The sequence below is a fragment of the Microbacterium sp. A93 genome, from assembly GCF_051842835.1.
In genome coordinates, this window is the sequence record NZ_JBPXMT010000002.1 from 244,605 (window position 1) to 269,920 (window position 25,316).

Annotated in this window: 21 protein-coding genes; 1 reads left to right on the forward strand and 20 read right to left on the reverse strand. The window is 66.3% G+C overall.

Annotated features, from left to right (window positions below):
* Position 1: 1 nt before the first annotated feature.
* The 8 genes from ACSU1G_RS05405 to ACSU1G_RS05440 form a co-directional block, all read right to left on the reverse strand.
* Complete coding sequence (locus ACSU1G_RS05405) at positions 2 to 1,504, reverse strand: aldehyde dehydrogenase family protein (protein WP_439278895.1); 1,503 nt, start codon at positions 1,502 to 1,504, stop codon at positions 2 to 4.
* Positions 1,505 to 1,577: 73 nt separating this feature from the next.
* The gene (locus ACSU1G_RS05410) at positions 1,578 to 2,378 is read right to left on the reverse strand and encodes an enoyl-CoA hydratase (RefSeq protein WP_439278896.1); all 801 of its coding nucleotides are present in this window, start codon (positions 2,376 to 2,378) and stop codon (positions 1,578 to 1,580) included.
* A gap of 23 nt (positions 2,379 to 2,401) precedes the next feature.
* Positions 2,402 to 3,427 carry a 3-hydroxyisobutyrate dehydrogenase gene (gene mmsB, locus ACSU1G_RS05415; RefSeq protein ID WP_439278897.1) on the reverse strand — a complete coding sequence of 342 codons (1,026 nt, stop codon included), beginning with the start codon at positions 3,425 to 3,427 and terminating at the stop codon, positions 2,402 to 2,404.
* 25 nt (positions 3,428 to 3,452) lie between these two features.
* Positions 3,453 to 4,508, reverse strand: coding sequence for an enoyl-CoA hydratase/isomerase family protein (locus ACSU1G_RS05420; RefSeq protein ID WP_439278898.1), 1,056 nt, complete (start codon positions 4,506 to 4,508; stop codon positions 3,453 to 3,455).
* Positions 4,509 to 4,517: 9 nt separating this feature from the next.
* Positions 4,518 to 5,654: an acyl-CoA dehydrogenase family protein gene (locus ACSU1G_RS05425; protein ID WP_439278899.1), complete on the reverse strand. Its 1,137-nt coding sequence runs from the start codon at positions 5,652 to 5,654 to the stop codon at positions 4,518 to 4,520.
* Positions 5,655 to 5,757: 103 nt separating this feature from the next.
* Entirely contained in the window at positions 5,758 to 7,500 is a 1,743-nt protein-coding gene (locus ACSU1G_RS05430) for a cytochrome b/b6 domain-containing protein (RefSeq protein WP_439278900.1), read from the reverse strand.
* A gap of 133 nt (positions 7,501 to 7,633) precedes the next feature.
* Complete coding sequence (locus ACSU1G_RS05435) at positions 7,634 to 8,623, reverse strand: electron transfer flavoprotein subunit alpha/FixB family protein (protein ID WP_439278901.1); 990 nt, start codon at positions 8,621 to 8,623, stop codon at positions 7,634 to 7,636.
* 67 nt (positions 8,624 to 8,690) lie between these two features.
* Positions 8,691 to 9,473: an electron transfer flavoprotein subunit beta/FixA family protein gene (locus tag ACSU1G_RS05440; protein ID WP_439278902.1), complete on the reverse strand. Its 783-nt coding sequence runs from the start codon at positions 9,471 to 9,473 to the stop codon at positions 8,691 to 8,693.
* Positions 9,474 to 9,661: 188 nt separating this feature from the next.
* Here ACSU1G_RS05440 and ACSU1G_RS05445 point away from each other — a divergent pair, with 188 nt between their 5' ends.
* Positions 9,662 to 11,407, forward strand: a complete 1,746-nt coding sequence (locus tag ACSU1G_RS05445; RefSeq protein WP_439278903.1) for an AMP-binding protein — start codon at positions 9,662 to 9,664, stop codon at positions 11,405 to 11,407.
* A 44-nt stretch (positions 11,408 to 11,451) separates the two neighbouring features.
* On the opposite strand, the gene ACSU1G_RS05450 is transcribed toward ACSU1G_RS05445, so the two are convergent.
* The 12 genes from ACSU1G_RS05450 to ACSU1G_RS05505 all read right to left on the reverse strand — a co-directional run bounded on the left by ACSU1G_RS05450 (position 11,452) and on the right by ACSU1G_RS05505 (position 25,169).
* Positions 11,452 to 11,889, reverse strand: coding sequence for an acyl-CoA thioesterase (locus tag ACSU1G_RS05450; protein ID WP_439278904.1), 438 nt, complete (start codon positions 11,887 to 11,889; stop codon positions 11,452 to 11,454).
* Positions 11,886 to 12,356 carry a MaoC family dehydratase gene (locus ACSU1G_RS05455; protein WP_439278905.1) on the reverse strand — a complete coding sequence of 157 codons (471 nt, stop codon included), beginning with the start codon at positions 12,354 to 12,356 and terminating at the stop codon, positions 11,886 to 11,888. Before ACSU1G_RS05455 ends, ACSU1G_RS05450 begins: the two co-directional genes overlap by 4 nt.
* Entirely contained in the window at positions 12,353 to 12,793 is a 441-nt protein-coding gene (locus ACSU1G_RS05460; protein ID WP_439278906.1) for a hypothetical protein, read from the reverse strand. The genes ACSU1G_RS05455 and ACSU1G_RS05460 overlap by 4 nt, the downstream gene beginning before the upstream one ends.
* Positions 12,786 to 14,342, reverse strand: coding sequence for a class I adenylate-forming enzyme family protein (locus ACSU1G_RS05465; RefSeq protein WP_439278907.1), 1,557 nt, complete (start codon positions 14,340 to 14,342; stop codon positions 12,786 to 12,788). Before ACSU1G_RS05465 ends, ACSU1G_RS05460 begins: the two co-directional genes overlap by 8 nt.
* Positions 14,343 to 14,376: 34 nt before the next feature.
* Positions 14,377 to 14,778, reverse strand: a complete 402-nt coding sequence (locus ACSU1G_RS05470) for a nuclear transport factor 2 family protein (protein WP_439278908.1) — start codon at positions 14,776 to 14,778, stop codon at positions 14,377 to 14,379.
* A 342-nt stretch (positions 14,779 to 15,120) separates the two neighbouring features.
* Positions 15,121 to 15,951 (reverse strand): HpcH/HpaI aldolase/citrate lyase family protein, encoded by an 831-nt coding sequence (locus tag ACSU1G_RS05475; protein WP_439278909.1) that lies wholly within the window; start codon positions 15,949 to 15,951, stop codon positions 15,121 to 15,123.
* Positions 15,948 to 16,514 (reverse strand): MaoC family dehydratase, encoded by a 567-nt coding sequence (locus ACSU1G_RS05480; RefSeq protein WP_439278910.1) that lies wholly within the window; start codon positions 16,512 to 16,514, stop codon positions 15,948 to 15,950. The genes ACSU1G_RS05475 and ACSU1G_RS05480 overlap by 4 nt, the downstream gene beginning before the upstream one ends.
* A complete protein-coding gene (locus ACSU1G_RS05485) occupies positions 16,511 to 18,637 on the reverse strand; it encodes an acetyl-CoA carboxylase biotin carboxylase subunit (RefSeq protein WP_439278911.1) in 2,127 nt (708 codons plus the stop codon). The genes ACSU1G_RS05480 and ACSU1G_RS05485 overlap by 4 nt, the downstream gene beginning before the upstream one ends.
* Positions 18,638 to 18,642: 5 nt before the next feature.
* On the reverse strand, positions 18,643 to 20,226 hold the full coding sequence (locus tag ACSU1G_RS05490) for a carboxyl transferase domain-containing protein (protein WP_439278912.1): 1,584 nt from the start codon (positions 20,224 to 20,226) through the stop codon (positions 18,643 to 18,645).
* Positions 20,227 to 20,687: 461 nt separating this feature from the next.
* Complete coding sequence (locus ACSU1G_RS05495; protein WP_439278913.1) at positions 20,688 to 22,721, reverse strand: TRAP transporter permease; 2,034 nt, start codon at positions 22,719 to 22,721, stop codon at positions 20,688 to 20,690.
* Positions 22,722 to 22,732: 11 nt separating this feature from the next.
* Positions 22,733 to 23,722 (reverse strand): TAXI family TRAP transporter solute-binding subunit, encoded by a 990-nt coding sequence (locus ACSU1G_RS05500; protein ID WP_439278914.1) that lies wholly within the window; start codon positions 23,720 to 23,722, stop codon positions 22,733 to 22,735.
* A 316-nt stretch (positions 23,723 to 24,038) separates the two neighbouring features.
* Complete coding sequence (locus ACSU1G_RS05505; RefSeq protein WP_439278915.1) at positions 24,039 to 25,169, reverse strand: FAS1-like dehydratase domain-containing protein; 1,131 nt, start codon at positions 25,167 to 25,169, stop codon at positions 24,039 to 24,041.
* Positions 25,170 to 25,316 lie beyond the last annotated feature (147 nt).

The window sequence follows — 25,316 nt, forward strand, 5'->3', positions numbered from 1 at the left end:
CTCAACCCCGCAGCTTCACGTTGACCTGCTTGATCTGGGTGAAGCCCTCCAGCATGCCCTCCAGGGAGGCCTCCCGGCCCATGCCGGACTGCTTGTAGCCGCCGTAGGACTGGCCCACCACCTGCCCGCCGCCCTGGTTGACCTGCACCCAGCCGGTCTCGAGCCGGTGCGCGGTGTTCAGGGCGTGGTCCAGGTCGTGGGTCCAGACGTACGCGGCCAGACCGTAGTGGGAATCGTTGGCCATCTTCACGACCTCGTCCACGTCCTTCCACCTGATGGCCACCAGCACGGGGCCGAAGATCTCCTCCTGGGCCAGCCGGAAGTCGTTCCGGGCCCCGCCGAAGATCGTCGGCACGTGGTAGAAACCCTCGGTCAGCGGGCCTTCGGTGGGCGCGGAGCCGCCGAGGACGGTGGTCAGCTCCGGATGGTCCCGCCCGTCCTGCAGGAAACCGGAGATCTGGTCGAACTGGGACTGGTTGATGACCGCGCCCATGTCCGTGGCCTCGTCCAGCGGATCCCCCACGACCATCGCGCCGAGCTTGGCGGCCAGCTTCTCCAGCATCTCGTCATAGATGTCCTCATGCAGGAACAACCGCGAGCCGGCCGTACAGGACTGGCCCTGGCGGGCGAAGCGCGAGGAGAGCATCAGCCCGTCCAGGATGCCCTCGTCCTCGACCGCGTCCGGGAACACGATGGACGGGTTCTTGCCGCCCAGCTCCAGGGACAGGTGCGCCAGCCGTTCGGAGGCCTGCGCGGCCACGCCGCGGCCCACCTCGGTGGAGCCGGTGAAGGACACCTTGTCCACGCCCGGGTGGGCAGACAGGGCATTGCCGATCACGGAGCCACGCCCGGTCAGGGAGTTCACGACGCCGGCCGGCACGTGCCGCTGGCAGAGCTGGGCCAGGTACTGGATCGTCAACGGCGCATCGTCGGCGGCCTTGAGGATCACCGTGTTCCCGGCGGCCAGGGCGGCCGGCACCTTGAAGGCGGCGATCATTAGCGGCGAGTTCCACGGCAGGATGCACGCCACCACGCCCAGCGGCTCGCGCCGGGTGTACTGCAGCTGCTGATCCCCCGCGGGCAGGGTGACGCCCTTGGACTCCCCCGCCACGCCGGCGAAGTAACGGAACAGGGAGACGAGGGTCTTGACCTCGGGACGGGCCTGGGAGCTCAGGGCGTTTCCGGTGTCCAGGGCCGTGAGCCGGGCGAATTTCTCCGCCTCTGCCTCGACGTCATCCGCGATGGCCAGCAGGGCCCGGGCCCGGTCCGTGAAGTGCACGCTGCGCCACTCGGTGAAGGCCCGACGCGCGGCCGCGACCGCTCGGTTGACGTCCTCCACCCCGGCGGCCGGCACCCGCGCGATGACCTCGCCGCGCCGGGCGGGGTTGCGCACCTCGCGCCACTCGCCGGTCGACGCCTCCGTGGCGCGCCCGTCGATCCACAGCAACTGCTCGATGCCGGCCAGGATGCCGGCTGCCCGCTCGTCCAGGATGATCTCGGTCATAGGGTCCTACTCTCCGTGATACTCAATGATGTTCGGTGCTGCCCGGCGCCCGGTGTCGGATGGGTCCGCCGGTTCAGCGGTGGGTGAAGGTGGCCTGGCGCTTCTGAACGAAGGCGGCCATGCCCTCCTTCTGGTCCTCGGTGGCGAAGCAGGCGTGGTTCATCCGGCGCTCGTAGAGCAGGCCCTCACTCAGGGACGACTCAAAGGAGCGGTTGACGGACTCCTTGGCGAGCATCGCGATGGGCGTGGACATCCCCGCGATGGTCGCGGCCAGCTCGGCGGCCTCGGACGCCAGCGACGCCACGGGGACCACGCGGGCCACCAGGCCGGAGCGCTCGGCCTCATCGGCGCCCATCACCCGTCCGGTCAGCACCATCTCCATGGCCTTGGACTTGCCGATGGCCCGGGTCAGCCGCTGGGAGCCACCCATGCCGGGGACGACGCCGATCGTGATCTCGGGCTGGCCGAACTTCGCGTTGTCCGCCGCGAGGATGATGTCCGCGATCATGGCCAACTCGCAGCCGCCGCCCAGTGCGTGGCCCGCCACGGCGGCGATCACCGGGGTACGCACCGCGGCCAGCCGCTCCCAGGCACCGAAGAGGTCGGAGGCGTAGACGTCGGCAAAGGTACGGGTGGCCATCTCCTTGATGTCCGCCCCGGCGGCGAAGGCCTTCTCCGAGCCGGTAATGACGATCGCCCCGATCCCCGGGTCCACGTCGAACGCCTCGGCGGCCTCGAGCACCTCCTCGGTGAGCTGCAGATTCAGGGCATTGAGGGCCTTCGGCCGGTTCAGCGTGATCGTGGCGACCCGGCCGGTGGTGCTGGTCAGGATCGTCTCGTAGGTGTTGTCTGCGGTGCTGTTCTCAGAGGTCATGGTGCTCCTTGCTCGTACTGCTCTCAGGCCGTGGCGGACTGTTCGCGGATCTGCTGGATGATGGCGGAGAAGTCCTGCGAACCACCCTCACCGTCGGCGAAGGCGGCGTACATCTCCTCGGCCAGTAGTCCCATGCGACCCTCGATGCCGGTGGTCTCGATGGCGCTCTTGGCCAGCCCGAGGTCCTTGGCCATCAGAGCGCCGGCGAAGCCGGGCTTGAAGTCGCGATTGGCCGGCGAGGCCGGCACGGGGCCCGGGACGGGACAGTTGGTGGTCAGCGCCCAGCACTGGCCGGAGGCCTCGGAGGCCACGTCATACAGCGCCTCGTGGCTCAGGCCCAGCTTCTCGCCGAGCACGAAGGCCTCGGACACCGCGATCATGGAGGCGCCGAGGATCATGTTGTTGCAGACCTTGGCGGCCAGGCCGTTGCCGGCGGGGCCACAGTGCACGATGCGCTTGCCGACCACCTCGAGCACGGGCATCGCCTCGGCGACGTCCTCGGCCGCGCCGCCGACCATCATCGCCAGCGTTCCCGCCTCGGCCCCGACCGTGCCGCCGGACACCGGGGCGTCCAGCACCCGGTGCCCGGCCGCCGTCGTGAGCTCGCGGACCGTCACGGAATCCTCCACCGCGATGGTGGAGCAGTCCATGAACAGGGTGTTCGGCCCGGCGGCGGCCAGCAGGCCCTCCACGGGATCGCGCCCATCGGAACCGTCGGAGCCCTTCAGCGCGCCCACGACGTGCCGGCCGGCCGGCAGCATGGTGATGACCAGACTGCCGCCGGACGGGTTGGCGGCAGCAGCTCTGCGTACGGCCCCGGCCCCGGAGGTGGCGATCTCGACCCCCGCCGCCCGGGCCCTCTCGAGCGCCTCCGGGACGAGGTCGAACCCGATCACGCGATAGCCGGCGGCGGCGAGGTTGTGAGCCATCGGCCCACCCATGTTGCCCAGGCCGATGAAGGCGATGGCGGGCGGCTCCGCCGGGTCTGGGGCCGCTTGGGCTGCTTCGGCCCCTGCAGAGGTGACGCTGGCTGCGGTGTTCTCGGACATGTCAGATGCTCCTGAAGTGGGAAGGTCAGTTCCGGGCGTGCGAGCCGACCGGTTCGAAGGCTGAGGTGACGGTGCCGACCGGGACGTCATCGAGCGTCGGCGGATTCCACCGGGGATTGCGGTCCTTGTCCACCAACTGGGCGCGGATGCCCTCACGCATGTCATGGCCGCGGAGCAGGTGGTGGGCCACCGTGGCGTCCTGGGCCAGCACCTCGTGCACGGTGGACAGCTGCGCGGCCCGGCGGATGAGCTCCAGTGTGATCTTCACGGAGGTCGGCGACTTGGCCAGGATCTGGGTGGCGGCCTCGGCTGCGTTGGGGTCGCCGTGGGCTTGGAGGGCGGCGACGATGCCCTCCGCCGTGTCCTGCGCGTAGGCGGACTCGATCCAGTCCCGCTGCTGCATCAGCGCCGACTCTGGCACCGCGGCGCCCGTGGCGGCGACCGCCGCGATGGCCTCCTGCGCACCGGTGGTCTCCAGTGCGGTGGCCAGTTCCTCCAGCCGGGAGGACTCCACGTAGTGGTCGGCGAAGCCGAGCGCCAGCGCGTCGGCACCGGCCACGTGCGAGGAGGTCAGACCCAGGTGGTGACCGAAGCCGGAGGGGGCGCGGGAGAGCAACCAGGCCCCGCCGACGTCGGGAAAGAAACCGATGCCCGTCTCCGGCATGCCGAGCCGGGTCCGCTCGGTGACGATGCGCTGGTTGCCGTGCGCGGAGATCCCGACGCCACCGCCCAACACGATCCCGTCCATGAAGGCCACGTAGGGCTTGGGGTAGTCGGCGATGAGCGCATTCATGGCGTACTCGTCCGCGAAGAAGGCGTCCCCGACCTCCGGGCGACCGTCCACGGCGGCACGGTAGAGGGAGACGACGTCACCCCCGGCGCACAGCCCCTTCTCCCCCGCGCCGCTGATCAGGACGGTCGCGACGGCGTCGTCATCCCGCCACCGCTCCAGGGTGTCCCGGACGGTCTGCACCATGCCGTGGGTCAGCGAGTTCAGCGCCTTGGGGCGGTTGAGGATGAGGTGTCCGAGGCGGCCTGCGCGGTGGACGATGACCTCGGGTTCAGGCGTGTCGTGACTCATGGGTTCCTCTCAGCCGTCGACCAGCATGCGGCCGACGATCAGTCGCATGATCTCGTTGGATCCCTCCAGGATCTGGTGGACCCGCAGATCACGGGTGATCTTCTCGATGCCGTACTCGTGCAGGTAGCCGTAGCCGCCATGGAGCTGGAGGGCTTTGTTGGCCACGTCGAAGCCGGCGTCGGTCGACACGAGTTTGGCCATGGCGCACAGGCGGACGGTGTCCGGGTCCTGGCGGTCCAGGGCGTCGGCAGCGCGCATCAACAGGGTGCGGGCCGATTCCAGGCTCGTGGCCATGTCCGCCAGGTCGAAGACGAGGGATTGCCTAGTGGTCAGCGGGGCGCCGAAGGCGGTGCGTTCCTTGAGGTAGGCGGTGGCCTTCTCCAGAGCGGCCTGGCCCCCGCCGAGCGAGCAGGCGCCGATATTGATGCGGCCCCCGTTGAGCCCCTTCATCGCGATGTGGAAGCCATCCCCCTCCGCCCCGAGGCGATGTGCCACGGGGACCCGGGCGTCCTCGAAGATCACCTGGCGGGTGGGCTGGGTGTTCCAGCCCATCTTCTTCTCAGCCGGTCCGAAGGACAGCCCCGGGGTGTCCCGGTGGACCACCAGGGTGGAGATGCCCTTGGACCCGGTGTCTGCGGTGCGGCACATCACCACGTAATACTCGGAGGCCCCGGCGCCGGAGATGAACTGCTTGACGCCGTTGAGGACGTAGTCATCCCCGTCCCGGACGGCGCGGGTGGTCAGGGCGGCAGCATCCGAGCCGACTCCCGGTTCGGTGAGGCAGTAGCTGCCGAGGTGTTGCATCGTGACCAGATCCGGAATCCACTGCGCCCGCTGCTCATCGGTGCCGTAGGAATCGATCATCCACACCACCATGTTGTGGATGGAGATGTAGGCAGCCAGTGCCGGATCAGCTTTGGACAGCTCCTCGAAGAGCAGGGCCGCGTCCTTGCGCTCCAATCCGGCACCGCCGTAGGCCTCGTCCACGTAGATGCCTCCGAGGCCGAGCTCGCCGGCCTCGGCCAGGACGTCGACCGGGAAGTGCTTCTGCTCATCCCACTCCAGGGCGTGTGGGGCGATGCGCTCGGTGGCGAAGTCACGGACGGCGTCCACGAGGGCCTGTTGGTCTTCGGTGATGCGAAGCATGCTGTCAGTCCTTTGTGCGTGGCCATTCCCGGATCACGGGGTGGCGTGCGGTCCGGCCCCGCCCCGGGTCACGGGGTGGGCGCCGGGAGGGGTTCGGGCGGTGTTACTTGGAGATCTTGCCCATCTGGGCGGCGATCGGGGTGGTGAACAGCGGCTTGGACAGGAACCAGGCCGCCGCGATCACCACGAGCGAGATCAGGAGGATCACCAGGCCCCACCAGTCCACGACGTCGCGGGAGGTGTACATGTGGTTCAGGTTCCGCAGGGCCCCGGTGAAGAACACCAGGAACACGTGCACGATGATGAAGCCCACGAAGTAGAGCATCACCGGGAAGTGGGTGGCCCGGGCCCATTCGACCGGGTAGGCCTTGTTCAGCTTGTCCGCGTTGTCCGGCCACCAGGTGGAGAACCGGATCCCGGAGAGGATCGCCAGCGGGGCGGCGATGAACACGGTGGCGCCGTAGGCCATGGTCTGCAGGGCGTTGTAGTGCACCCAGCCGTTCTCGGTGGGCCAGTCCAAGGAGGCGTACTGGATCGCCCCGGAGAGCATGTTCGGGAACACGTCCCAGTCCGTGGGCACGATCCGCATCCAATGCCCCGTGACGAACAGCAGGATGATGAAGACCAGCCCGTTGAGGACCCAGAGCACATCCAGGGACTGGTGCAGCCACTGGGTCAGGGACACCTTCTTGGGGGTGTTGCCCTTCGGGGAGAAGAACGAGCCCTTCTTGGCCGTCCAGTAACCGGGGGGTTTGCGCTCGTTGCGGACCTGCAGCCCGGTGCGGATAATCAGCACCATCAGGAACATGTTGAAGAAGTGCTGCCAGCCCATCCACCAGGGCATGCCCTCCGGGGCGGCTTCCAGCTGGGTGGAGTGGCCGTCATAGGTGGCGATGAACTCCTGCACACCCTCCAGGGTCCGCAACCACCGGGCGCCCAACACCACTGCGGCGGCCACGACCACCAGGGACCCGATGATCAGGGCCGGTTTAACCCACGGGCGGGCTGGCTTGGGCGGGGTCGCCGCACCTGCCGGACCCGGCGTCCCCGCCCTGCCCGACGTCGGCCGGGCGGCCGAGGTGGGCGGCACGGCGGTTCCTGAGGTGGAGGCGGCAGCAGCAGCAACGGGTGCAGCGGAGGAGGCGGCCGGCACGGCGGCAGGGGCGCCACCCATGCGGGTCTTGGCCTGATCCGGGGCACCGCCCATCCGCTTCCTCGGTGCCGCTGCCGTCTCACCGGCTCCGGAGGCCGGGGCTTCGGCCGTCGGCGCAGCCGAGGATGAAGGGGATGAAGTCGGCGGGTTCGGCGCTGACGGCGTGGTGGCCTGAGCCGCCGGAGCGCTGCCCATGCGACGCTTTGGCGCCCCAGCAGCCGGCGCGGTCGAAGCGGCCGGGGTGATCGGGGACGCCGTGGACTCACCAGCGGCAGGCTGAGCAGCCGGTGTTCCCTGACCGGCCGGTGAGGTGTCCTGACCGATCGGTGCGGCCGTCGTGGCGGTTGCAGCCGGGGCCGGGGCGCTGCCCATGCGGCGCTTCCGGGCGGGGACGTCTGATGCGGCCGGGGCCGGCGCGGGAGTCTGCGCCGGCTGGTCCGTCGGGGCCGGGGGCTGGACCGCGGACGCCGGTCCCGGCTGCTCCGCCGGAGTCGAGGCCTGGGCCGCGGCCGCAGACTCCGGTACCTGGGTCTGGGGGGCTACCGGTGCCGCAGCCTGAGCGTCCGGCGCAACCGCGGCTGGTTTCGGGGCTTCGTGCTCGGTGGCTGGCGCCTCGGGCTGCACGGCGGGTGGCGTGTAGCCGGCCATCCGACGCCGTGCCGGAGGCTGTCCCGGGTTCTGCTCGCTGCTCATGGTGGTATTCAGTCCTTCTGAAGGGATCATCACGGTGCGCCAGGTGCACCAAGTTCGCCGGTCACGGAAGATGCCGGGCCGGGCCGCGCCACCTGCAGACTGAGATGGTCTGCAGGTGGCGGGCCGGCAGGGATCAGTTGCGGCGCTTGCCGATCTCCTCGATCAGCTGCGGGACCACGGTGAACACGTCTCCGACGATCCCGAAGTCCGCGACCTCGAAGATCGGGGCGTCCTCGTCCTTGTTGATCGCCACGATCGTCTTGGAGGTCTGCATGCCCGCACGGTGCTGGATGGCCCCGGAAATCCCCAGTGCCACATACAGCTGGGGGGTCACGGTCACACCGGTCTGACCGACCTGGTAGGACTGCGGCACATACCCGGCATCCACCGCCGCACGCGAGGCGCCGACTGCCGCCCCGAGCACATCGGCCAGGTCCTCGACCACGGAGAAGGCCTCCTTCGAGCCCACCCCTCGGCCGCCGGAGACCACGGCCTTCGCACCGCGCAGCGCCGGCCGATCCGAGGTGGCCGGAGCCTCACTGGCCGAATCGATCACAGCGCCCTTCGCGGTCGCCGTGGACACGGCCGCCGTCGTCACCTCCGGGGAGGTCACGGCCTCGGCGCGGGCCTCGATCGAACCGGGGCGAACGGTGGCGATCAACAGGCCGCCCTCGACGGTCGACTCGGTGGTGAAGTCCCCGCCGAACACGGCGTGGGAGGCGATGACCTCCTGGCCCTCCTCGTCGTAGGCGATGCCGACGACGTCGCTGGCCACGGACCCGCCGGCCACGATCGCCAGACGTCCGGCCACCGCCTTGGAATCATTCGTGGCCGAGGCCAACACGACCGGTGCCGAGAAGGCTTGCACCGCATCAGCCAGGGCACCGACGGCGGCGGAGCCCAGCTCGGTGGCTGCGGACTCCGACTCGGCCAGGTAGACCTGAGCCGCCCCCAGGGCCCCTAGGTCGGCGGCCAGGCTCCCGGACGCCCCGGGGGCGGTCACCGCCACCGCCACGGGGTTCCCCAGACCGGCAGCGGCCCCCAGCAGGCCAGCCGCCGTGGACTTCGGGGTCCCCTCGGCGGTGGTCTCGATCAGGACCAGTACATTTCCAACGTTCGACATGTGTGTGCTTCCTTCAACTCAAAAGTCTCGTGAGGTTCTCAGTCGGGACCAAGCCCGGACGTCGGGCTCAGATGAGCCGGTTCGTGGCCAGGAAGTCAGCCAGCTGCGCCGCTGCGGTGCCGTCATCGGCCACCTTCGGCCCGGCTTCCTTCGGCGGACGGGCGGCCGCGGAGACCATCACCGAACGCACCGAGGCCGCCTCCGGGCCGGCCTGGATCCCCAGATCCGCCAACGACCAGTTCTCCAACGGCTTCTTCTTCGCCGCCATGATCCCCTTGAAGTTCGGGAAACGAGGCTCGGCCGTCTTCTCCGTCACCGAGACCACCGCCGGGTAACCGGAGGAGACCTGCAAGGCCCCACCGTCCACCACGGCCTCACCGGAGACCCGGTCCGCAGCGATCTGGATCTCGTCCAAGCCCGGCAGCACCGGCAGCCCGAGCACCTCGGCGACCATGGCCGGAATCATCCCGCCCCGGCCATCAGTGGCCTCATTGCCGGCCACCACCAGATCAGCCCCGCCGACCTTCTCGATCGCGGCGGCCAACACCCGTGCGGTCTGGACCATGTCCGAACCGGCCAGGGCCGCATCGGAGACCAGAACGGCGGAGTCGGCGCCCATCGAGAGCAGCTTCCGCAGCGTCTTCGTGGCGTCCTCCGGGCCCATGGCCAACACCACGATCTCGGTGTCCTTGTTCTCATCCTTGAACGCCAGCGCGTTCTCCAGCGCCCGCTCATTGATCTCGTCCGGCACCGGCTCCGACGCGGCACGATCCAAAAGCCCCGACTCCAGGTCGATCTTCCGATCCGACCAGGTATCCGGAACCTGCTTCGCCAACACGACAATCTTCATGGAGCGTTCTCCTCGACATGGGGTGATATTTGATCTGCGCACCAAGATACTAGGCCTTCCTTGTAATTACTAGGGCATCCTAGTAAATTCCGCTGAGTGATCGGGTTCACTCCACAGCGCTCCGCGAGACGAACGGTGTATGCATGAGGGGACCGGGTCACCATCCGCCGGACCACCGAAAGGTCACCATGTCTGCCTTGACGACCGCCGATCAGTTCCGTGCTGCGCGGGACCAGCTGCTGGACTGCCGTACCGATCCAGACACCGCCCACCGCACCTTCATCTGGCCCCGATTCGAGTCCTTCAACTTCGCCTCGGACTGGATCGATGACATCGCCGCCGGGCCTCGTGGTGGGCAACCCGCCCTGGTCATCGTGGAGGAGGACGGCCACGCTGAGCGGCGCAGCTACCGCGAACTCTCCGAGCGGTCCCATCAGGTGGCGGCCTGGCTGTCACAGATCGGTGTGCGCCGCGGTGACCGGGTGATCGTGATGCTCGGCAACCAGGTGGAGTTGTGGGAGGTCATGCTCGCCTGCTTCCGGCTGGGCGCCCCGGTGATCCCCTCCACCCTGATGCTCGGTGCGGCCGACCTCGCGGACCGTGTGGAGCGCGGGGCGGCCACCTGGGTGGTGACCAACGGCCCGGAGGTCCCGAAGTTCCGTGACGTCCCCGGCGACTTCCAGATCGTCCATCTGGGCGAGATCCCGGAGGGTGGAACCCCGGACCGCCCCCTGCACGATTGGCGGGAGTCCTTCAGCGCTGCGGCCGAGTTCCACCTGGACACCCCGACCCGCGCGGATGAGACGCTGTTGCTCTATTTCACGTCCGGCACCACCTCCCGAGCGAAGCTCGTGGAGCACACCCATACGTCCTATCCCGTGGGCCACCTGTCCACCATGTACTGGATCGGCCTCGAACCCGGAGACGTGCATCTGAACGTGGCCTCCCCGGGATGGGCCAAGCACGCCTGGTCCAATTTCTTCGCGCCCTTCATCGCCGAGGCCACCGTGTTCCTCTACAACTACGGGCGTTTCAGCGCCGAGGCGCTGATGGACCAGATGGCCCGGGAGAACGTCACGAGCTTCTGCGCCCCGCCCACCGTGTGGCGGATGCTCATCCAGGCTGATCTGTCCCAGCTGAAGACCCCGCCGACCAAGATCGTGGCTGCCGGCGAGCCGCTCAACCCCGAGGTGATCGCCCGGGTGGAGGCGGCTTGGGGCGGCCAGATCCGTGACGGCTTCGGCCAGACCGAATCCACCCTGCAGGTCGCGAACACCCCTGAGCAGCCGGTGCGTCCCGGTGCCATGGGCCGGCCCCTGCCGGGGTATGACGTCGTGCTGATCGACCCGGATACCGGTGAGGTGCAGGCCGAGTCCGGCGAGCTCTGCCTGCGGATCGACCCCCGGCCGGTCGGCCTGACCCCCGGGTACTGGGGCGATCCCGAGAAGACGGCCTTCGCCTTCCGAGACGGCCTGTACCACACCGGCGACCTGGTCTCACGGGACGCCGAGGGCATCATCACCTACGTGGGCCGCAATGACGACGTGTTCAAGGCCTCCGACTACCGGCTCTCACCGTTCGAGCTGGAGTCCGCCGTCATCGAGCACCCCGCAGTGGCCGAGGCCGCCGTGGTCCCGTCCCCCGATCCGATCCGCCTCGCCGTGCCGAAGGCCTACGTCAGGCTGGCCGAGGGCTGGGAGCCCACCGAGGAGACGGCCCGTGCCATCCTGCAGCACTGCCGTGACTCCCTGGCGGCGTACAAGCGCATCCGGCGCCTCGAGTTCTACGATCTGCCCAAGACCATCTCCGGCAAGATCCGCCGGGTGGAATTGCGCCGGCGGGAACAACAGCTCCATCCCGACGGCGGCCTCGCAGTGGGGACTGTCGCCGACGGTCCGGCAGCGGTGGAGTACACCGACGAGCTACTGCGCTGAGTCATCCCCCGACCCAGCTGGACTGCCGGGACCGCCACCCGCCTCTACACCAGATCGACGTCGAATGACGGGGCCGGCAACCGATTCAACGTCTCTCTCAGCCGGTCCGGGAGTTGCACCTTGGAGAAGTCGCTCGCGTCACGGCAGGCATAGCTCATCTGCCCGCGCGTGATCAGCTCCCCGTCCCGCGTGAACTCATACCCGACCCGGTAGGACGATTCACCTGACCTGTCGAGCACCACCTGGCAGGTCAGGTGGTCGAAGACCTGGGCCGTGGAGACGTACCGGGCGCCGGAGCTGATCCCCACCGTCACGATCCCCAGCTCGGACTGCATCTCACCGCTGCGTAGTCCCTGGCTGAAGAGCCACGACGTGTAGGCGCGTTCCATCCACCGGTAGTAGATGGCGAAGTAGGCGATGCCTACCGCGTCACAATCGCCATAGGAAAGCTGAAAGTCCAGACTCGTCTTCGTGGTCGTCATCCGTCGCCTTCTTTCGGATCGGCGCTGCTTTCATTCGCGGGGCGGTCGGTGCCCTCATGACTCGGTTCAATCAAGACACTCGCCGTGCCGACCAAGGCGGCTTCCCCATCCACAACGTCCAAGGAAAGGTCGCAGTCGGCCACGCGGCCTGCAGCGGTCGCGCGCACCGCGGTCACCGTTCCGGTGGCACGGACACGGTCCTCGGCCAATACATTGCCCATGAACCTCACGCGGAAGGAGAGGATCCGGTCCCGCCCCCCGGCCCACCCGGTCAGCATCGTCATCAGATACCCCATATTGAGCGGACCCTGGTTCACGGGCCGGTCCCCCATACCCAGCTCTGCGGTGGCCCGCGGGTCCCAGTGGATGGGGTTCGGATCGCCCAGCAACGCCGCCATGGTCTTCATCGGCTGACGGTCCACCAGGACCTCATAGACCGGCAGCTCCGTTCCTACAGTGATACTCATGCTGGGGACCTCCTCGGCAGCACCAGCGAGTTCCAACAGGTGGCCACGTGCTCCTGCCCATCGTGGAGACTGAGTTCGTAGCCGACGACGTCGAAAGTACCGGCGCGCCGGCCCGTCTTACGGTCGAATGATGTGATCTTCCCACTCACGCGGTACGTCACCGCAGGTTTCAGCGGGACGTGCAGGGTGGTCTCGTGCTCGCCGAACATGGGCCCGTCGTCAGCGGTCGCGTCGAACCAGGCGAACAGCTCATCCCAGGTCATGCCCATCCCGCCCACTGCGGCCATCCAGGCCATCACCGGGTGGGGCTGCTCGTCCCAGGGATCAGCCCCCAGGGCGTCGGCCAAGAGCCAAGCCCTCCACGGCTCCAGCGTGTAGCTGCCCCCGGGGAACTGGCGTCCGATCAGTGCATGGTGCGATCCGGTTGCCTCAGACACTGCGCTCCTGCTCCTCCCAGAACGGGGCCCGGAGGTCCCGCTTCAGGATCTTGCCCGTGGGCGCCTTGGGGAGCTCATCCACGAACACGATGGATCGCGGTTTCTGATAGCTGGCCAATTGGCTCTTGGCCTGGTCGATGATCTCCTGCTCCGTTGCCTGCCGGCCGGGCTTGAGGACGACGAATCCCATGGCGGACTCACCCCACTCGGTGTCCGGCACGCCGATGACGGCACATTCCAGAACAGCGGGGTGGCTGGCGATGGCCTCTTCGACCTGGATGCTGAAGATGTTCTCCCCGCCCGAGATGATCATGTCCTTCGCCCGGTCAACGATGAAGACGTACCGCTCCTCGTCCCAGGTCGCCACATCGCCGGTCCACATCCACCCGTCCCGCAGCGTCTGGTCCGTCAAATCGGGCTGATTCAGGTAGCCCACCATGTTGCCCTCGGACCGCACGATGATCTCACCGGGCGTCTTGTTGTCCCGAGGCACGTCCTGGCCCAGATGATCCACCACCCGGACCGAGGTGCCGAATCCCTCACGTCCACAGGATCGAAGCCGTTCAGGCCGGATCCCCGCGACGGCCTTGGCGTGATCCTCCTGGGAGAGGAAGCACATCGTGGTTCCCTCGGTCTGGCCATAGCCCTGGATCAGGGTGCAGGGGAACGACTCCAGAGCCTGCCGGACCACCGACGAGGGCATGGGCCCACCGCCGTACTGGATATTCCGGAGGCTGCTGAGGTCGTACTTCTCGAACCCCTCGACCGCCATCATCCAGTTGAGCATGGTGGTGATGCCGAGGAACGCCGACACCTTCTCCGCCTCGATGATCTCCAGCGCCTGCTTGGCCTCGAAGTTCACCAGGACGAGAGGACATCCATGCTTCAAGTAGTTCATGGCCAGGATGATCGGGATGTGATACATCTGCCCCGTCAGCATGTAGACGTCAGTCGGGACGATCCGCTCGGCCACGGTCTGGTTCAGCATGCCGGCCGCTGCACTCCGGTGCGAGTGGATGGCGCCCTTGGACTTTCCGGTCGTTCCCCCCGTGTAGAGGATGAAGAACGGGTCGTCGTCACCGACCTCTGCCGACGTGGCGGGCTCCTCGTCGGAGGAGTCCTCCAGAAGCCGCTCCAGGCTGCCGTTGCCAGCCGCTCCATACTCGAACCAATGCTCGATCCTGAGGGTGGGACGCAGCTCGTTGGCCAGGTCGAGGAACTCGTCCGAGACGATGACGGCCTTCGGTCCAGCGTCCTGGATGATCTCCGTGAGGGCACCCGCAGCCAACCGCCAGTTGAGCGGTTGGGTGACCAGTCCGGCCCGGCCCGCTGCGAAGTACAACGCCTGATACTCGACGCTGTTCCGCGAGAGCATGGCCACCCGGTCACCTCGTTGGAGGCCCAGCCCGAGCAGCCCGTTGGCCATCCTCCGCACCATGGAGTCCAACTCGACCCAGGAGACCCTCCGGTCATTGGGCACATCGTAAACCGCCTGCTTATCCGGCGTGAGTGCGGCCCACTTGGCCGGTATGAGTCCCTGATTCGCCACTGACGTCTCCTCTGTCCCTAGATCCGGTTATTGCTCAGTACGCCTTGTCCAGATCCAGGTGCAGTTTCCGAAGCCTGAGGGAGCCCTCTTCCTCGACGATCTCGTTGCGGTACACCCCTGAACTCAGCAACTGGATCTGCCCGTTCTCGGTGGCGACCAGCGTGAGATAGTTCGTCGTGTGGACCACACCGCCCTCCTCCGACACCAGAAGGTTGGTGTTGATGTGACGGCGCTGGTCGGTCTGCGCCGCCATGGAGTCGGTCATCAGTTTCATGATGGTGTCCCGGCCCTCGAAGGACACCGGGTCCTGTCCTGCAATGCGCATGCTGAAGACGGCATCTGCGGTGAAGCAGGATTCCATGGTCTCCAGATCGCTGGAGTCGTAGGCCAAGGAGTAGGTATTCAGCAGGTTCTCGATCGCGATACGGCTGGTCATGGTCGGCTCCTCAAGTCGGGGGGGGTCCACCGAGGTGGCGTTCTAGTCGGGCTGGGCCTGGAACCCCTGAGGTTCTGGGACCAACGGTCAATCAGGCTCAAGGCGACCGGTCCACCGCGAGCGGAGTTCCGTTCATGATCCGAAGGGCCGCAGACGAACGTCAGCGTTGACGCGACGCCGCGGTCACTGAGGGCTGCGTTGCGCAATGCACTGCAGTCCTTTGTCGAATCACCACGATCCTCCCTCGTCACACCGGAAAATCAATGAGCATGATTCGTTTGAATAGTAGGGCACGGGATATTGCCTGTCCATAGCCGATGTGTCCCGTGTCACCACCAGTGGTCAGCCCACGATCCGCCGCGCCTGCCGCAGGATCGGCTCATCCACCATGCGCCCCCGGAACCGGAAGACCCCCGGCTGCACCTCCGCCTCGGCCAGCACCGCATGCGCCCACTCGCGCTCCTCGGCGCTCGGCGCGTACGCCTGCCGGATCGTCTCCGCCTGCGAGGGGTGAATACACGCGCTCGCGACGAATCCCGAGGCCGCCGCGTCCTCGGCCTCGGCCCGCAGCCCGTCCAGGTTGCCGATGTCCATGAACACCGTGTCCACCGCGACCTTCCCGGCGGCGTTGGCCGCCACCAGCACCCGCGAGCGCGCGTAGCGGGCCACCTCGCGGTACTGACCGGCGCGCGGGCCGTCGGCAAAGCGGCTGGACTTTCCCGCCATCGAGGCCACCAGGTCCTCGGCACCCCACATCAGCGCGACGACGGCCGGATGACGGGCGATCTCATAGGCCCGTTCCACTCCGGCGGCCGTCTCGCACAGGGCGATCACCCGATATCCGGCCGCATGCAGGTGGTCCAGCTGGGCCGGGTCCTCGACCTTGGCGACCATCAGCGTCCGGTATCGGCCGGTGTCGAGCGCCGCCAGGTCCAGGCGGTGTTCCTCCGCCGTCTCACCGCCCACCGGGTTGACCCGCACGATGGTGGTCGCCGGGTCGAGCGTGGATGCCACCACGTGTTCGCGGGCCGCCGCCTTGTCCGCGGGGGCGACGGCGTCCTCCAGGTCGAGGATGACGGCATCAGCCGCCGCGGCGGCCTTGGCGTAACGGTCCGGTCGGTCGGCTGGACAGAACAGGATGGACGGTCCCGGGATCCGGTCGGCGGCGGTCATGCCACCCCGCCCGACGTCGGCCGCTCGGCAGCCGCTCCCCCGGCACCTTCCTGGTCCTGGCTGGCTTCCTGGGCCAGCGCCTCCGGAGAGAGCTGCATCAGCGTGGACCGCTTCGCCGTGGCGACCACCACCCCGTCCTGGTTCCGGGCCGTGTGGTGGAATTCCACGATCCCATGGTGGGGCCTGGACTTCGAGCGCCGCTTGCCCGCGATCAGGGTCTCGGCGTACAGGGTGTCCCCGTGCCGCATCGGCGCGGGGAAGGCCACCTCACTGAAGCCGAGGTTGGCCACGATGGTCCCCTGCGTCAGCTGAGCCACGGACAGCCCCACCAGCGTGGAGAGCGTGAACATGCTGTTGACCAGCGGCTCGCCGAACTCGGTGCCGGCCGACCAGGCCGCGTCCAGGTGCAGGGACTGGGTGTTCATGGTCTGCGTGGTGAACAGGACGTTGTCCGCCTCGGTCACCGTCCGGCCCGGGCTGTGCACGTAGACGGCGCCCTCCACCATCTCGTCGAAGTACAGCCCCCGCTGGACGATCCGCCGCTCGATCCGCTCCCCGCTCATGCCTGTTCCTCACTCTGGTTCTCTGCATCCCCCACGACCGCTGCCGGCGTGATCACCGCGAGCGTCTGGCCACGGGAGACGGCATCCCCCACGGAGGCGTGCAGTGCCACGGCGCCGGCCACGGTGGACCGGATGACGTGTTCCATCTTCATGGCCTCGACCACGATCACCGGATCACCCTCGGCCACCACGTCCCCGTCCGCCACCGGTGTCAGCAGCACGGTGCCCGGCATGGGCGAGGTCAGCGTCGGGTTGGACTCGGCCTCACCCTGGATGCTGTGGTCCGCGTGGACCCGGCGGATGTCGAAGAGGGCTCCCCGCCGGGTGAGCTGGACCCCCTCGGGTCCGACGACGGCCGTGAAGCTGCGCCCGACGCCCCCGATCGTGACGGTCACGTCCTGCCCCCGGCGCTTCACGAGCGCAGGCGAGTGATCAGCAGGACCGGACCGGCCGGCGTCGGGCACCGTTTCAGGCCCAGCGTTGGCCCCCGTCTCGATCTCCGCGGCGGTGCCCGCCACCGTCTCGATGACCACGGCGGGGGCGTCCACGGTGCCGGTCAGCAGGACCGTCCGGCTGGTGCCGTCCGCGGCGATCAGCGGGAACCGGCGGGGTGCCGGCACTCCCAGGCGCCAACCGTCCCGGCGCTGCCACGGATCTGCGGAGGAGCCCCGGGCGGCGTCCATCAGCAGGGCGGCCTCCTCGAACTCGCGCCGCCCCGGGGCGGCGAACTCGATCGAGTCGAACTCACGGGCGATCAGGCCGGTGTCCAGCTCCCCGGCGACGACGGCCGGCAGTTCCAGTAGTGCACGCAGGAACTCGACGTTGGTGGTGAAACCGACCACCGCCGTGTTCTCCAGCGCGGCGACCATCCGGGCTCGGGCCTGTTCGCGGTCACGGCCCCAGGTGATGACCTTGGCGAGCATCGGGTCATAGTCGACGGAGACGGTCAGCCCGTCCTCCAGCGCCGTGTCCACGCGGACGCCCTCGCCCTCGGGATGGCGCACGTAGTCCACCAGTCCGCCGGTCGGCAGGAAGCCGGCGGCGGGGTCCTCGGCGTAGATGCGGGTCTCGATCGCATGTCCGTCCAGCACGATGTCGTCCTGGTCCAGCTCCAGCACCTCGCCGGCGGCGATCCGCAGCTGCTGCTCCACCAGGTCCACCCCCGTGACCTCCTCCGTCACCGGGTGCTCGACCTGCAGGCGGGTGTTCATCTCCATGAAGAAGAACTCGTCCGGGGAGTCGGCGGGGACGATGAACTCCACGGTGCCGGCACCGCGGTAGCCCACGGATCGCGCGGTCTCGCAGGCGGCCTCGCCGATCCGGGCCCGGGTGGCCTCATCCAGCAGGGGCGAGGGCGCCTCCTCGATGACCTTCTGATGGCGGCGCTGCAGGGAACACTCGCGCTCCCCGAGGTGGATGACGTGGCCGTGGGCGTCGGCGAGGACCTGGACCTCGATGTGCCGCGGGGTGGTGACGTACCGCTCGAGGAACAGGGTGTCGTCGCCGAAGCTCGCGGCGGCCTCACGTCGGGCGGCCTCCAGGGAGGCGGCGAGCTGGTCCTCGGACTCCACCACGTGCATTCCCTTGCCGCCGCCTCCCGCGGAGGGCTTGATCAGCAGCGGGTAGCCGACCTCGGGGGCCGCCGCCGCGAGGGCGTCATTGTCCATCCCGGTCCTCGCGATGCCCGGGACGGTCGGCACCCCCCGCGCCTCGACGGCGTTCTTGGCGGTGATCTTGTCCCCCATGACCCGGATGGACTCCGCCTCCGGGCCGATGAACACGATCCCGGCGTCCGCACAGGCCTGGGCGAAGGCGGCGTTCTCGGCCAGGAAGCCGTAGCCGGGATGGATCGCCTGGGCACCGGTGGCGCGCGCCGCCTCCAGCACTGCCTCGATGTCCAGGTAGGACTGGGCCGCGGGGGCCGGGCCCAGCCGCACTGCGGCGTCCGCCAACCGCACGTGGCGAGCGCCGGCGTCGGCGTCTGAATACACCGCCACGGAGCGGATACCCATCGAGCGCAGGGTGCGGATCACCCGGCAGGCGATCTCGCCACGGTTGGCGATGAGGACGGTCTTGAACATGGTCTGGGGAGTGATTTCTGGCGACGGATTTGCTGCTGACATGGGGCTCACATCCTGAAGACGCCGAAGGACGACGTCTGGCCGGCGGGGGTCTGGGCGGTGCTGTCCGAGGGTGCGCGCATCACGACGTCCAGGGCCAGGCCCAGTACGTCTCGGGTCTGGGCGGGTTCGATGATGCCGTCGTCCCAGAGCCGGGCGGTGGAGTAGTAGGGGCTGCCCTGGAGTTCGTACTGCTCGCGGGTGGGGGCCTCGAACGCGGCCTGGTCCTCGGCGGACCAGGTGCCGCCGTCGGCCTCGATCTGGTCCCGGCGCACGGTGGACAGGACCGAGGCGGCCTGCGGGCCGCCCATCACGGAGACGCGGGCGTTGGGCCACAGCCAGAGGAACCGGGGCGAGTAGGCGCGGCCGCACATCGAGTAGGTGCCGGCCCCGAAGGAGCCCCCGACCACGACGGTCAGCTTGGGCACGGAGGCCGTGGCCACCGCGTTGACCATCTTGGCGCCGTGCTTGGCGATGCCACCGGACTCGTATTCGCGGCCCACCATGAACCCGGCGATGTTCTGCAGGAACAGCAGGGGGATCTGGCGCTGTTCGCACAGTTCGATGAAGTGGGCACCCTTCAGGGCGGACTCGGCGAAGAGCACCCCGTTGTTGGCGAGGATGCCCACCCGGTGGCCGTGGATCCGGGCGAAGCCGGTCACCAGGGTGGTGCCGTACTCGGCCTTGAACTCGTGGAAGCTGCCGGAGTCGATGGTGCGGGCGATGATCTCCCGGGCGTCATAGGGGCTGGTCAGGGACACCGGCACCACGTCCGTGAGTGTCTCGGGTGACTGCTCGGGCTCCGTCACACCTGCCGGGACGTAGGGCAGCGCCGAGGATTCCGGGAGGGTGGCGACGATGTCCCGGACGATCTGCAGGGCGTGCTCATCGTTCTCGGCCAGGTGGTCCGTGACGCCGGAGACCTTGGAGTGCACCTCGCCGCCGCCCAGATCCTCGGCCGTGACGATCTCGCCGGTGGCGGCCTTCACCAGCGGCGGTCCGCCGAGGAAGATGGTGCCCTGGTTCCGCACGATCACGGTCTCATCGCTCATGGCGGGCACGTAGGCACCGCCGGCGGTGGAGGATCCCATGACGGCGGCGATCTGGGGGATGCCGTCCCGGGACATCCGCGCCTGGTTGTAGAAGATGCGGCCGAAGTGGTCCCGGTCCGGGAAGACCTCATCCTGCATCGGCAGGAAGGCACCACCCGAGTCCACCAGGTACAGGCACGGCAGCCGGTTCTCGGCGGCGATCTCCTGGGCGCGCAGGTGCTTCTTCACCGTGATGGGATAGTAGGTGCCGCCCTTCACGGTGGCGTCATTGGCCACGATCATCACGTGGCGGCCCTCGACGAGCCCGATGCCGGCCACCACCCCGGCCGCCGGGGCATCTCCCCCATACAGCTCGAAGCCGGCCAGCGGAGCGACCTCGAGGAAGGGACTGCCCTCGTCCAGCAGGGCGTCCACCCGATCCCGGGCCAGCATCTTGCCGCGGTCCGTGTGCTTCTGACGGGATCGCTCCGGGCCGCCGAGGGCCGCGGTGGCCCGCCGCTCGCGCAGCTCGGCGATCAGGTCTGGGTAGGTTGTCGACATCGACGGAGCCGTCCTTTGGGTTAGCAGTCAGTAACTAGGATCAGGTTATCGGTCAATAACCCAAGTTGTCCACGCTTCGTCGCACACTCGGCGAGGGATGTCCCGCTTGCCGCATGCCCACCCAGCGGATCGAGCAGCAGCATCAGGGGATTGAGGCTGATTCACTACTGAGGCCGGCCTTCGCCCCCGCAGCCCCGCCGAGTGGGGGCCCTCGGCGCCAAAACCTCTCCGCCGCACTCATAGACCACACGGCGGCACGCGGACCATCGATGGTGCGGAAGACCAAGGTCAGGCATGTGCTGCAGCTAAAAGTCGAGGAACGGCCGGCGCTAGTGAATTCGGAAATCGCAGAGAATGCCGCGCAGGCCCTTTGTCGGCGCCCCACACGTCGAATATCGCTACTCCACTTACATGGGGGTGGTATATCGCCTTCTTCTCCCTTGGAAACCAGATCTGTCCATTCACGAAGATCCAGTTAGTTGAATATCGAGACTGGAATTTGTCCTGGCCTTGTCAGCCTCCGGTCTCCTAGGCTGAATGAGCCTGAACTTCGCGTGGGCCAACGCAATGAGAGCGACACAAATGACAGAAATCCAGACTGCAGTAGTGACCATGAGAACGGCTCCCACAAGAAGGACCACCAAACGTGTCACGATGTTCAGCCTGGAGCCCAAGACTGTCACTCCCTCGAACCCAACGCACGCGGCATACACGCCGACCAAAGCAGTCAGGAAAGCAAGGACAATCTCGCCGATGGTTCCGTCCAGTATTAGCGCTGGGTGGAAGACGAGAGCAAACGGAAGCAAGTACAACGGAAGTGCGAGTTGGACAGATTTAAGCGCGGTCTTCAGTCCTGAGGCCCCCGAGATACTCGCAGCTACGAACGGGTCCGGAGCCACCGGGGGAGTGAGCAAACCGAGAATGGCATAGTAGAAGACGAATAAATGGGCCGCCAACAGTGGGACACCCATCGACGCGATTGCCGGCGCCACCAGGAGAGCGACCAATGAATAAGCCACGAGAGTGGGAGCTCCAAGACCGATGACGATGGAGGCACCAGCAGCCATCAGTAGAACCAGAAGCAACTGATCATCGGCGGCGTCAAGTATGATCCCGGACATGCGGGCACCGAGGCCAGTCACTGTCAGAATGCCCCCAATAAGGCTTGCAGCAATGACAAGTGCCAAGATTCCAATCGACCCCCGCACGCCGTCGATCACAGCCAGGACAGCATCCCGAAGACCCGCCCACACGCCGGGCCCGCCGTTGCTGAGAATCCTCGAAGCGACGAGAAGAATCGCGGTACACGCTATGGCATTGAGTGCAGACCTCGAAGGCGAGAGGTGTGCAATACCAAGAGAATAGACAAGCACAACGACGGGAAGAAGGTAGAAGAAGCCGTCGACCCCAAAACGAACCCAGCTGTCAGGCCTGTCAATGCTGGAGGATCCTCGCAGGTTGTGTCTTACGGCATGCAGGTCAACTGAAATTAGGATGGATGCGTAGAGCAAGATGGCAATCAGCAGACTCGACGCAGCTATCTCGATGTATGGAATGCCAATGAGCTCCACCATCAGAAATACCGTCGCGCCCATCACTGGCGGCATGATTTGAGAGCCGGCACTTGACGTCGCTTCGATGGCCCCAGCGGTGACCGCCGAGTATCCGCTTTTTCGCATGAGCGGGATCGTCACAGTACCCGTAGCCGCCACGTTCGCTGTACTTGCGCCGGTTATCGACCCCATCGCCGAACTTGAAAGCACCGCCACCTTCGCGGCTCCACCCCTGAATCTACCGACCAGCAAGTTCGCACCTTGCGCCATCCAATCGGTGGCCCCTAGCGCCCTCATCAAAGCGGAAAAAATAACAAAGAGCACAATGAAATTTGCTATTCCAGTAAAGGACCCAAAAACTCCATTTCCGGTGAGATAGAAGGCATTGGTGAACCCATTGAGGTCGAATCCAGAGTGACGCAGAAAGCCGGGCATTGCGGCGCCGAATAACGCATAAAGGATTGCCACCATCACGAGGGACGGAAAAACCCAGCCGATCTTATTCCAGGCGATGAACAGGGTCACCAAACCCGCGATGATCATCAGAGTCATGTCAGCCGGAGTCGCAGGCATTCCCACGCGTTCAGACAATGTCTCAAACTCACGGAATGCGTAGACACCCGCGACGATTCCACCCGGCAACATACCCAATGACGTCATGCGTACTGTTGCAGATTTTGCGCTTTGGTATACCGCCAGGCAACCAAGTGCCCAGGCGAAAGACGCGATGATAGCCCGGTGCTGCATTGATGCGAGGGGGAGGCTCCAGGCCGACATCAGCAGGTACATCGCAAAGAGGATTGCCGCGCCGCAAAATGCACGTCGCACCAGCCTGTCTAGCTGCGGCAGTGAAGGTACTTGGGTGCCGTCCCTGGTCATGTCGGGGCTGTCCAGTTCAATGGCAACCTCCGTAGTGTTGGAAGAAGCATGAAGATTAGTCATATGCCAACGACCTACTTACCAATCCAGGAATCGTTCTCTTCATACCATTTAATAGCCCCTGGATGGTATTGGAGTCCCGCCTCGCCGACGATGAACTCGGCGTCCCTGAACGCATTCTCTATTGTGTATTCTTCGGCAGCGGGATGCACGTCGCCCATTTCTGGGCCGTTTTCGTGGAAGACGCGGATGATCTCGTATGCCCGTTCCTCCGGCATGTCGCTCGATACTAGAAGCAGAGTCGGGCTGCCTGCTGCTGGCAACGCCTCCTCTTGACCGTCGTAGGTTCCAGCGGGGATCTCCGTTTCCACGACCGCAGTGTTCTCGTCCCAATAGTCAAGGGTTTTCTGATCAGTAGGAAGTACCTGGAAATCCCCGCCTGTCATAAGGTCGGTAATCGCCGCAAGTGGTGCGCCGCCGGCCATGTATGCCCCATCCAACTGACCGTTCTTCATCTCCTCAGTCGCACTGGTCAGAGACACTTCGAAGGCTTCGAGGTCGTCAGGCTGCATTCCATGGGCCCCCAAGGAGAGTGCTGAGAACAGTTGTATCGCGCTACCCGGCTCGCCTACCGAGATGCGATTGCCGGGTTGGTTCATCTCTTCGAGAGTTCCGATTCCGCTGCTGGAGGTCACTACGGGTTGCTGAATTGTGAGATGGCCAGTACCGAGAATCTGAAGCTCGCCGCCTGTTCTACCTTCATCCTCCATGACCCGCAGGTAGTCATCGATTGAGGCGAATGCCAGATCCAGATCCCCGCTTGCCACCCGGCGAACGTTTTCGGTGCCACCTGCCGTAGCGACGGAATCCGCAGCCAGCCCAGTGTCATCTCTAATCTCCTGGGCGAACGCCGTCCCGAGGTAGTAGTAGGTTCCGCCTTCATTGGCTGTGCCGATTTGAAAGGACTCACTCTCCTGTCCTGCGGCAGTGCAGGCAGTGAGTACTGCAAGGGTTGAGAGGCTGGAAACCGTGACCAACAAAATTCTAGGAGTTAGGTTTTTCATGCAACTTCTGCCTTCTGTCATGGCCGCGGATCACGACCTCGGGGGGGGTCCTTGCGTAAGAGAAGTGCTTGGTGGATCGGCCTTCAAGATCCCACGTCTCCATGTCTCGGTGCGTCTCTAGCGGTTGCTTAGACGATGCCCGCCGACGCGGTGTGGCACATGAACCAGCGCATTGATGGTAGTCAACGCCGGATTCCATGTGCCACACCAGGTCTCGACACTCTAAGCGGGATCTCATGGCGCCGCCATGAAAACGAGGTACCAAAGAGAGCGAATCCCGTACCCGCTGCTTCCGGAGATCCGCTCGATGGCGCGTTCAGTCGTTGCGAGTGGGAAGGATGACCGTGGCTGTCCCGCGGGCGGATTCGTGTCCATCCTGATTGGTCGCATTGAGTGTGATTTCCACGGTTCCGGTGGTCGGGTCGACTGATTCGACGATGCCGTCGAGAGTGACGAGTTCACCGATGACATTGTGACGACGGACTTGGACGTCGAGACGTTTGAGGAAGCCGTCGTCACCCATCCAGTCGGTAACGACCTGGCTCATCCAAGACACGCGCTCGGGGCCATAGTCATAGGCACCGGGGACACCGACTCGGCGGGCGAGGACGGGGTCCCAGTGGACCCGCTCAGGCGGTTCGGGAACGCCCCATTCATTCGGGATGCCGAGCGCCGGATGACGGGTATAGAGGTCGAACGCGTCGGCGTGCGCCCGGACGTAGAGCCCACCCCAGCCGAGCAGGTAGGCCACCGCGGTGGTGGCGGTGTAGGGCCCCTTGGTGATGCGCGGGACCGCGTCGCCGGCGGTGACGTCCTCGACGTAACGGGGTTCGGCACCGCGCCTACGGGCTTCTTCTTCCACGTAACGTGCGGCGATCTCGTCGATTTGCTCGGGCGTCCACTGAATGTTGATCTCGTCGTACTTCTTGTTCGTCCTCGCGGAGTCCCGTTCGATGCGGAAGCAATAGGAGGTCCCAGTACAGACGAGCTCACCCTCGGGCGTGTGGAAAGGAACCTCATAGATCTGCTGGAAGGATCGTCCAGCGAATTGGCTGGGACGCTCGATGAGTTCCTTGAGGCTGGCGGATCCGGTCAATCGGTCGCCCAGCCGCAAAGGCCGTTCGAACTCAAACGTGGCCCCCGCGTACATCGCATGAATTCCCGGCAGGCCGGTGACATAGCCGCTGAAGACCTTATCCATAGCCAGAAGTGCGCTCGGCGGTGCCAACTGCTGTCCGCCACGTGAGGCGGCGTATTCGGGATCTGTCCACAGCGGGTTGCGGTCGCCAATGCCGTGGGCATAGTGCCTGATGGCGTCGGAGCTGAGTTCAGTGATATGGGGCCGGTCACTGCGAATAGGCAATCCGATCATTGAGCGCAGATGTGCGACCTGGTCGTCGCTGATCGATGCGAATTGTCGTTCCGTCGTTTCCTCGAGCGTGGTCATGCAAGCTCCTTTGTTGTTAGTCCAGATTGTCCTTGTGCTAGCCGAAACACGTTGTGCATATTTATGAACTTGTGTTCCTACTGAGAGAATCATGACGCTCGTCACACACGCTGTCAAGAGGTTGAGCAGCCCATGATCGGACGTCCA

What these genes read in the sequence shown, in the direction of transcription:
- ACSU1G_RS05455 (WP_439278905.1), bottom strand. Translation starts at nt 12,356, where the DNA reads ATGAGTATCACTGTAGGAACGGAGCTGCCGGTCTATGAGGTCCTGGTG.
- ACSU1G_RS05490 (WP_439278912.1), bottom strand. Translation starts at nt 20,226, where the DNA reads ATGTCGACAACCTACCCAGACCTGATCGCCGAGCTGCGCGAGCGGCGG.
- ACSU1G_RS05470 (WP_439278908.1), bottom strand. Translation starts at nt 14,778, where the DNA reads ATGACCAGCCGTATCGCGATCGAGAACCTGCTGAATACCTACTCCTTG.
- ACSU1G_RS05435 (WP_439278901.1), bottom strand. Translation starts at nt 8,623, where the DNA reads ATGTCGAACGTTGGAAATGTACTGGTCCTGATCGAGACCACCGCCGAG.
- ACSU1G_RS05495 (WP_439278913.1), bottom strand. Translation starts at nt 22,721, where the DNA reads ATGACTAATCTTCATGCTTCTTCCAACACTACGGAGGTTGCCATTGAA.
- ACSU1G_RS05405 (WP_439278895.1), bottom strand. Translation starts at nt 1,504, where the DNA reads ATGACCGAGATCATCCTGGACGAGCGGGCAGCCGGCATCCTGGCCGGC.
- ACSU1G_RS05445 (WP_439278903.1), top strand. Translation starts at nt 9,662, where the DNA reads ATGTCTGCCTTGACGACCGCCGATCAGTTCCGTGCTGCGCGGGACCAG.
- ACSU1G_RS05440 (WP_439278902.1), bottom strand. Translation starts at nt 9,473, where the DNA reads ATGAAGATTGTCGTGTTGGCGAAGCAGGTTCCGGATACCTGGTCGGAT.
- ACSU1G_RS05505 (WP_439278915.1), bottom strand. Translation starts at nt 25,169, where the DNA reads ATGACCACGCTCGAGGAAACGACGGAACGACAATTCGCATCGATCAGC.
- ACSU1G_RS05500 (WP_439278914.1), bottom strand. Translation starts at nt 23,722, where the DNA reads ATGAAAAACCTAACTCCTAGAATTTTGTTGGTCACGGTTTCCAGCCTC.
- ACSU1G_RS05480 (WP_439278910.1), bottom strand. Translation starts at nt 16,514, where the DNA reads ATGAGCGGGGAGCGGATCGAGCGGCGGATCGTCCAGCGGGGGCTGTAC.
- ACSU1G_RS05450 (WP_439278904.1), bottom strand. Translation starts at nt 11,889, where the DNA reads ATGACGACCACGAAGACGAGTCTGGACTTTCAGCTTTCCTATGGCGAT.
- ACSU1G_RS05410 (WP_439278896.1), bottom strand. Translation starts at nt 2,378, where the DNA reads ATGACCTCTGAGAACAGCACCGCAGACAACACCTACGAGACGATCCTG.
- ACSU1G_RS05485 (WP_439278911.1), bottom strand. Translation starts at nt 18,637, where the DNA reads ATGTCAGCAGCAAATCCGTCGCCAGAAATCACTCCCCAGACCATGTTC.
- ACSU1G_RS05430 (WP_439278900.1), bottom strand. Translation starts at nt 7,500, where the DNA reads ATGAGCAGCGAGCAGAACCCGGGACAGCCTCCGGCACGGCGTCGGATG.
- mmsB (WP_439278897.1), bottom strand. Translation starts at nt 3,427, where the DNA reads ATGTCCGAGAACACCGCAGCCAGCGTCACCTCTGCAGGGGCCGAAGCA.
- ACSU1G_RS05420 (WP_439278898.1), bottom strand. Translation starts at nt 4,508, where the DNA reads ATGAGTCACGACACGCCTGAACCCGAGGTCATCGTCCACCGCGCAGGC.
- ACSU1G_RS05425 (WP_439278899.1), bottom strand. Translation starts at nt 5,654, where the DNA reads ATGCTTCGCATCACCGAAGACCAACAGGCCCTCGTGGACGCCGTCCGT.
- ACSU1G_RS05475 (WP_439278909.1), bottom strand. Translation starts at nt 15,951, where the DNA reads ATGACCGCCGCCGACCGGATCCCGGGACCGTCCATCCTGTTCTGTCCA.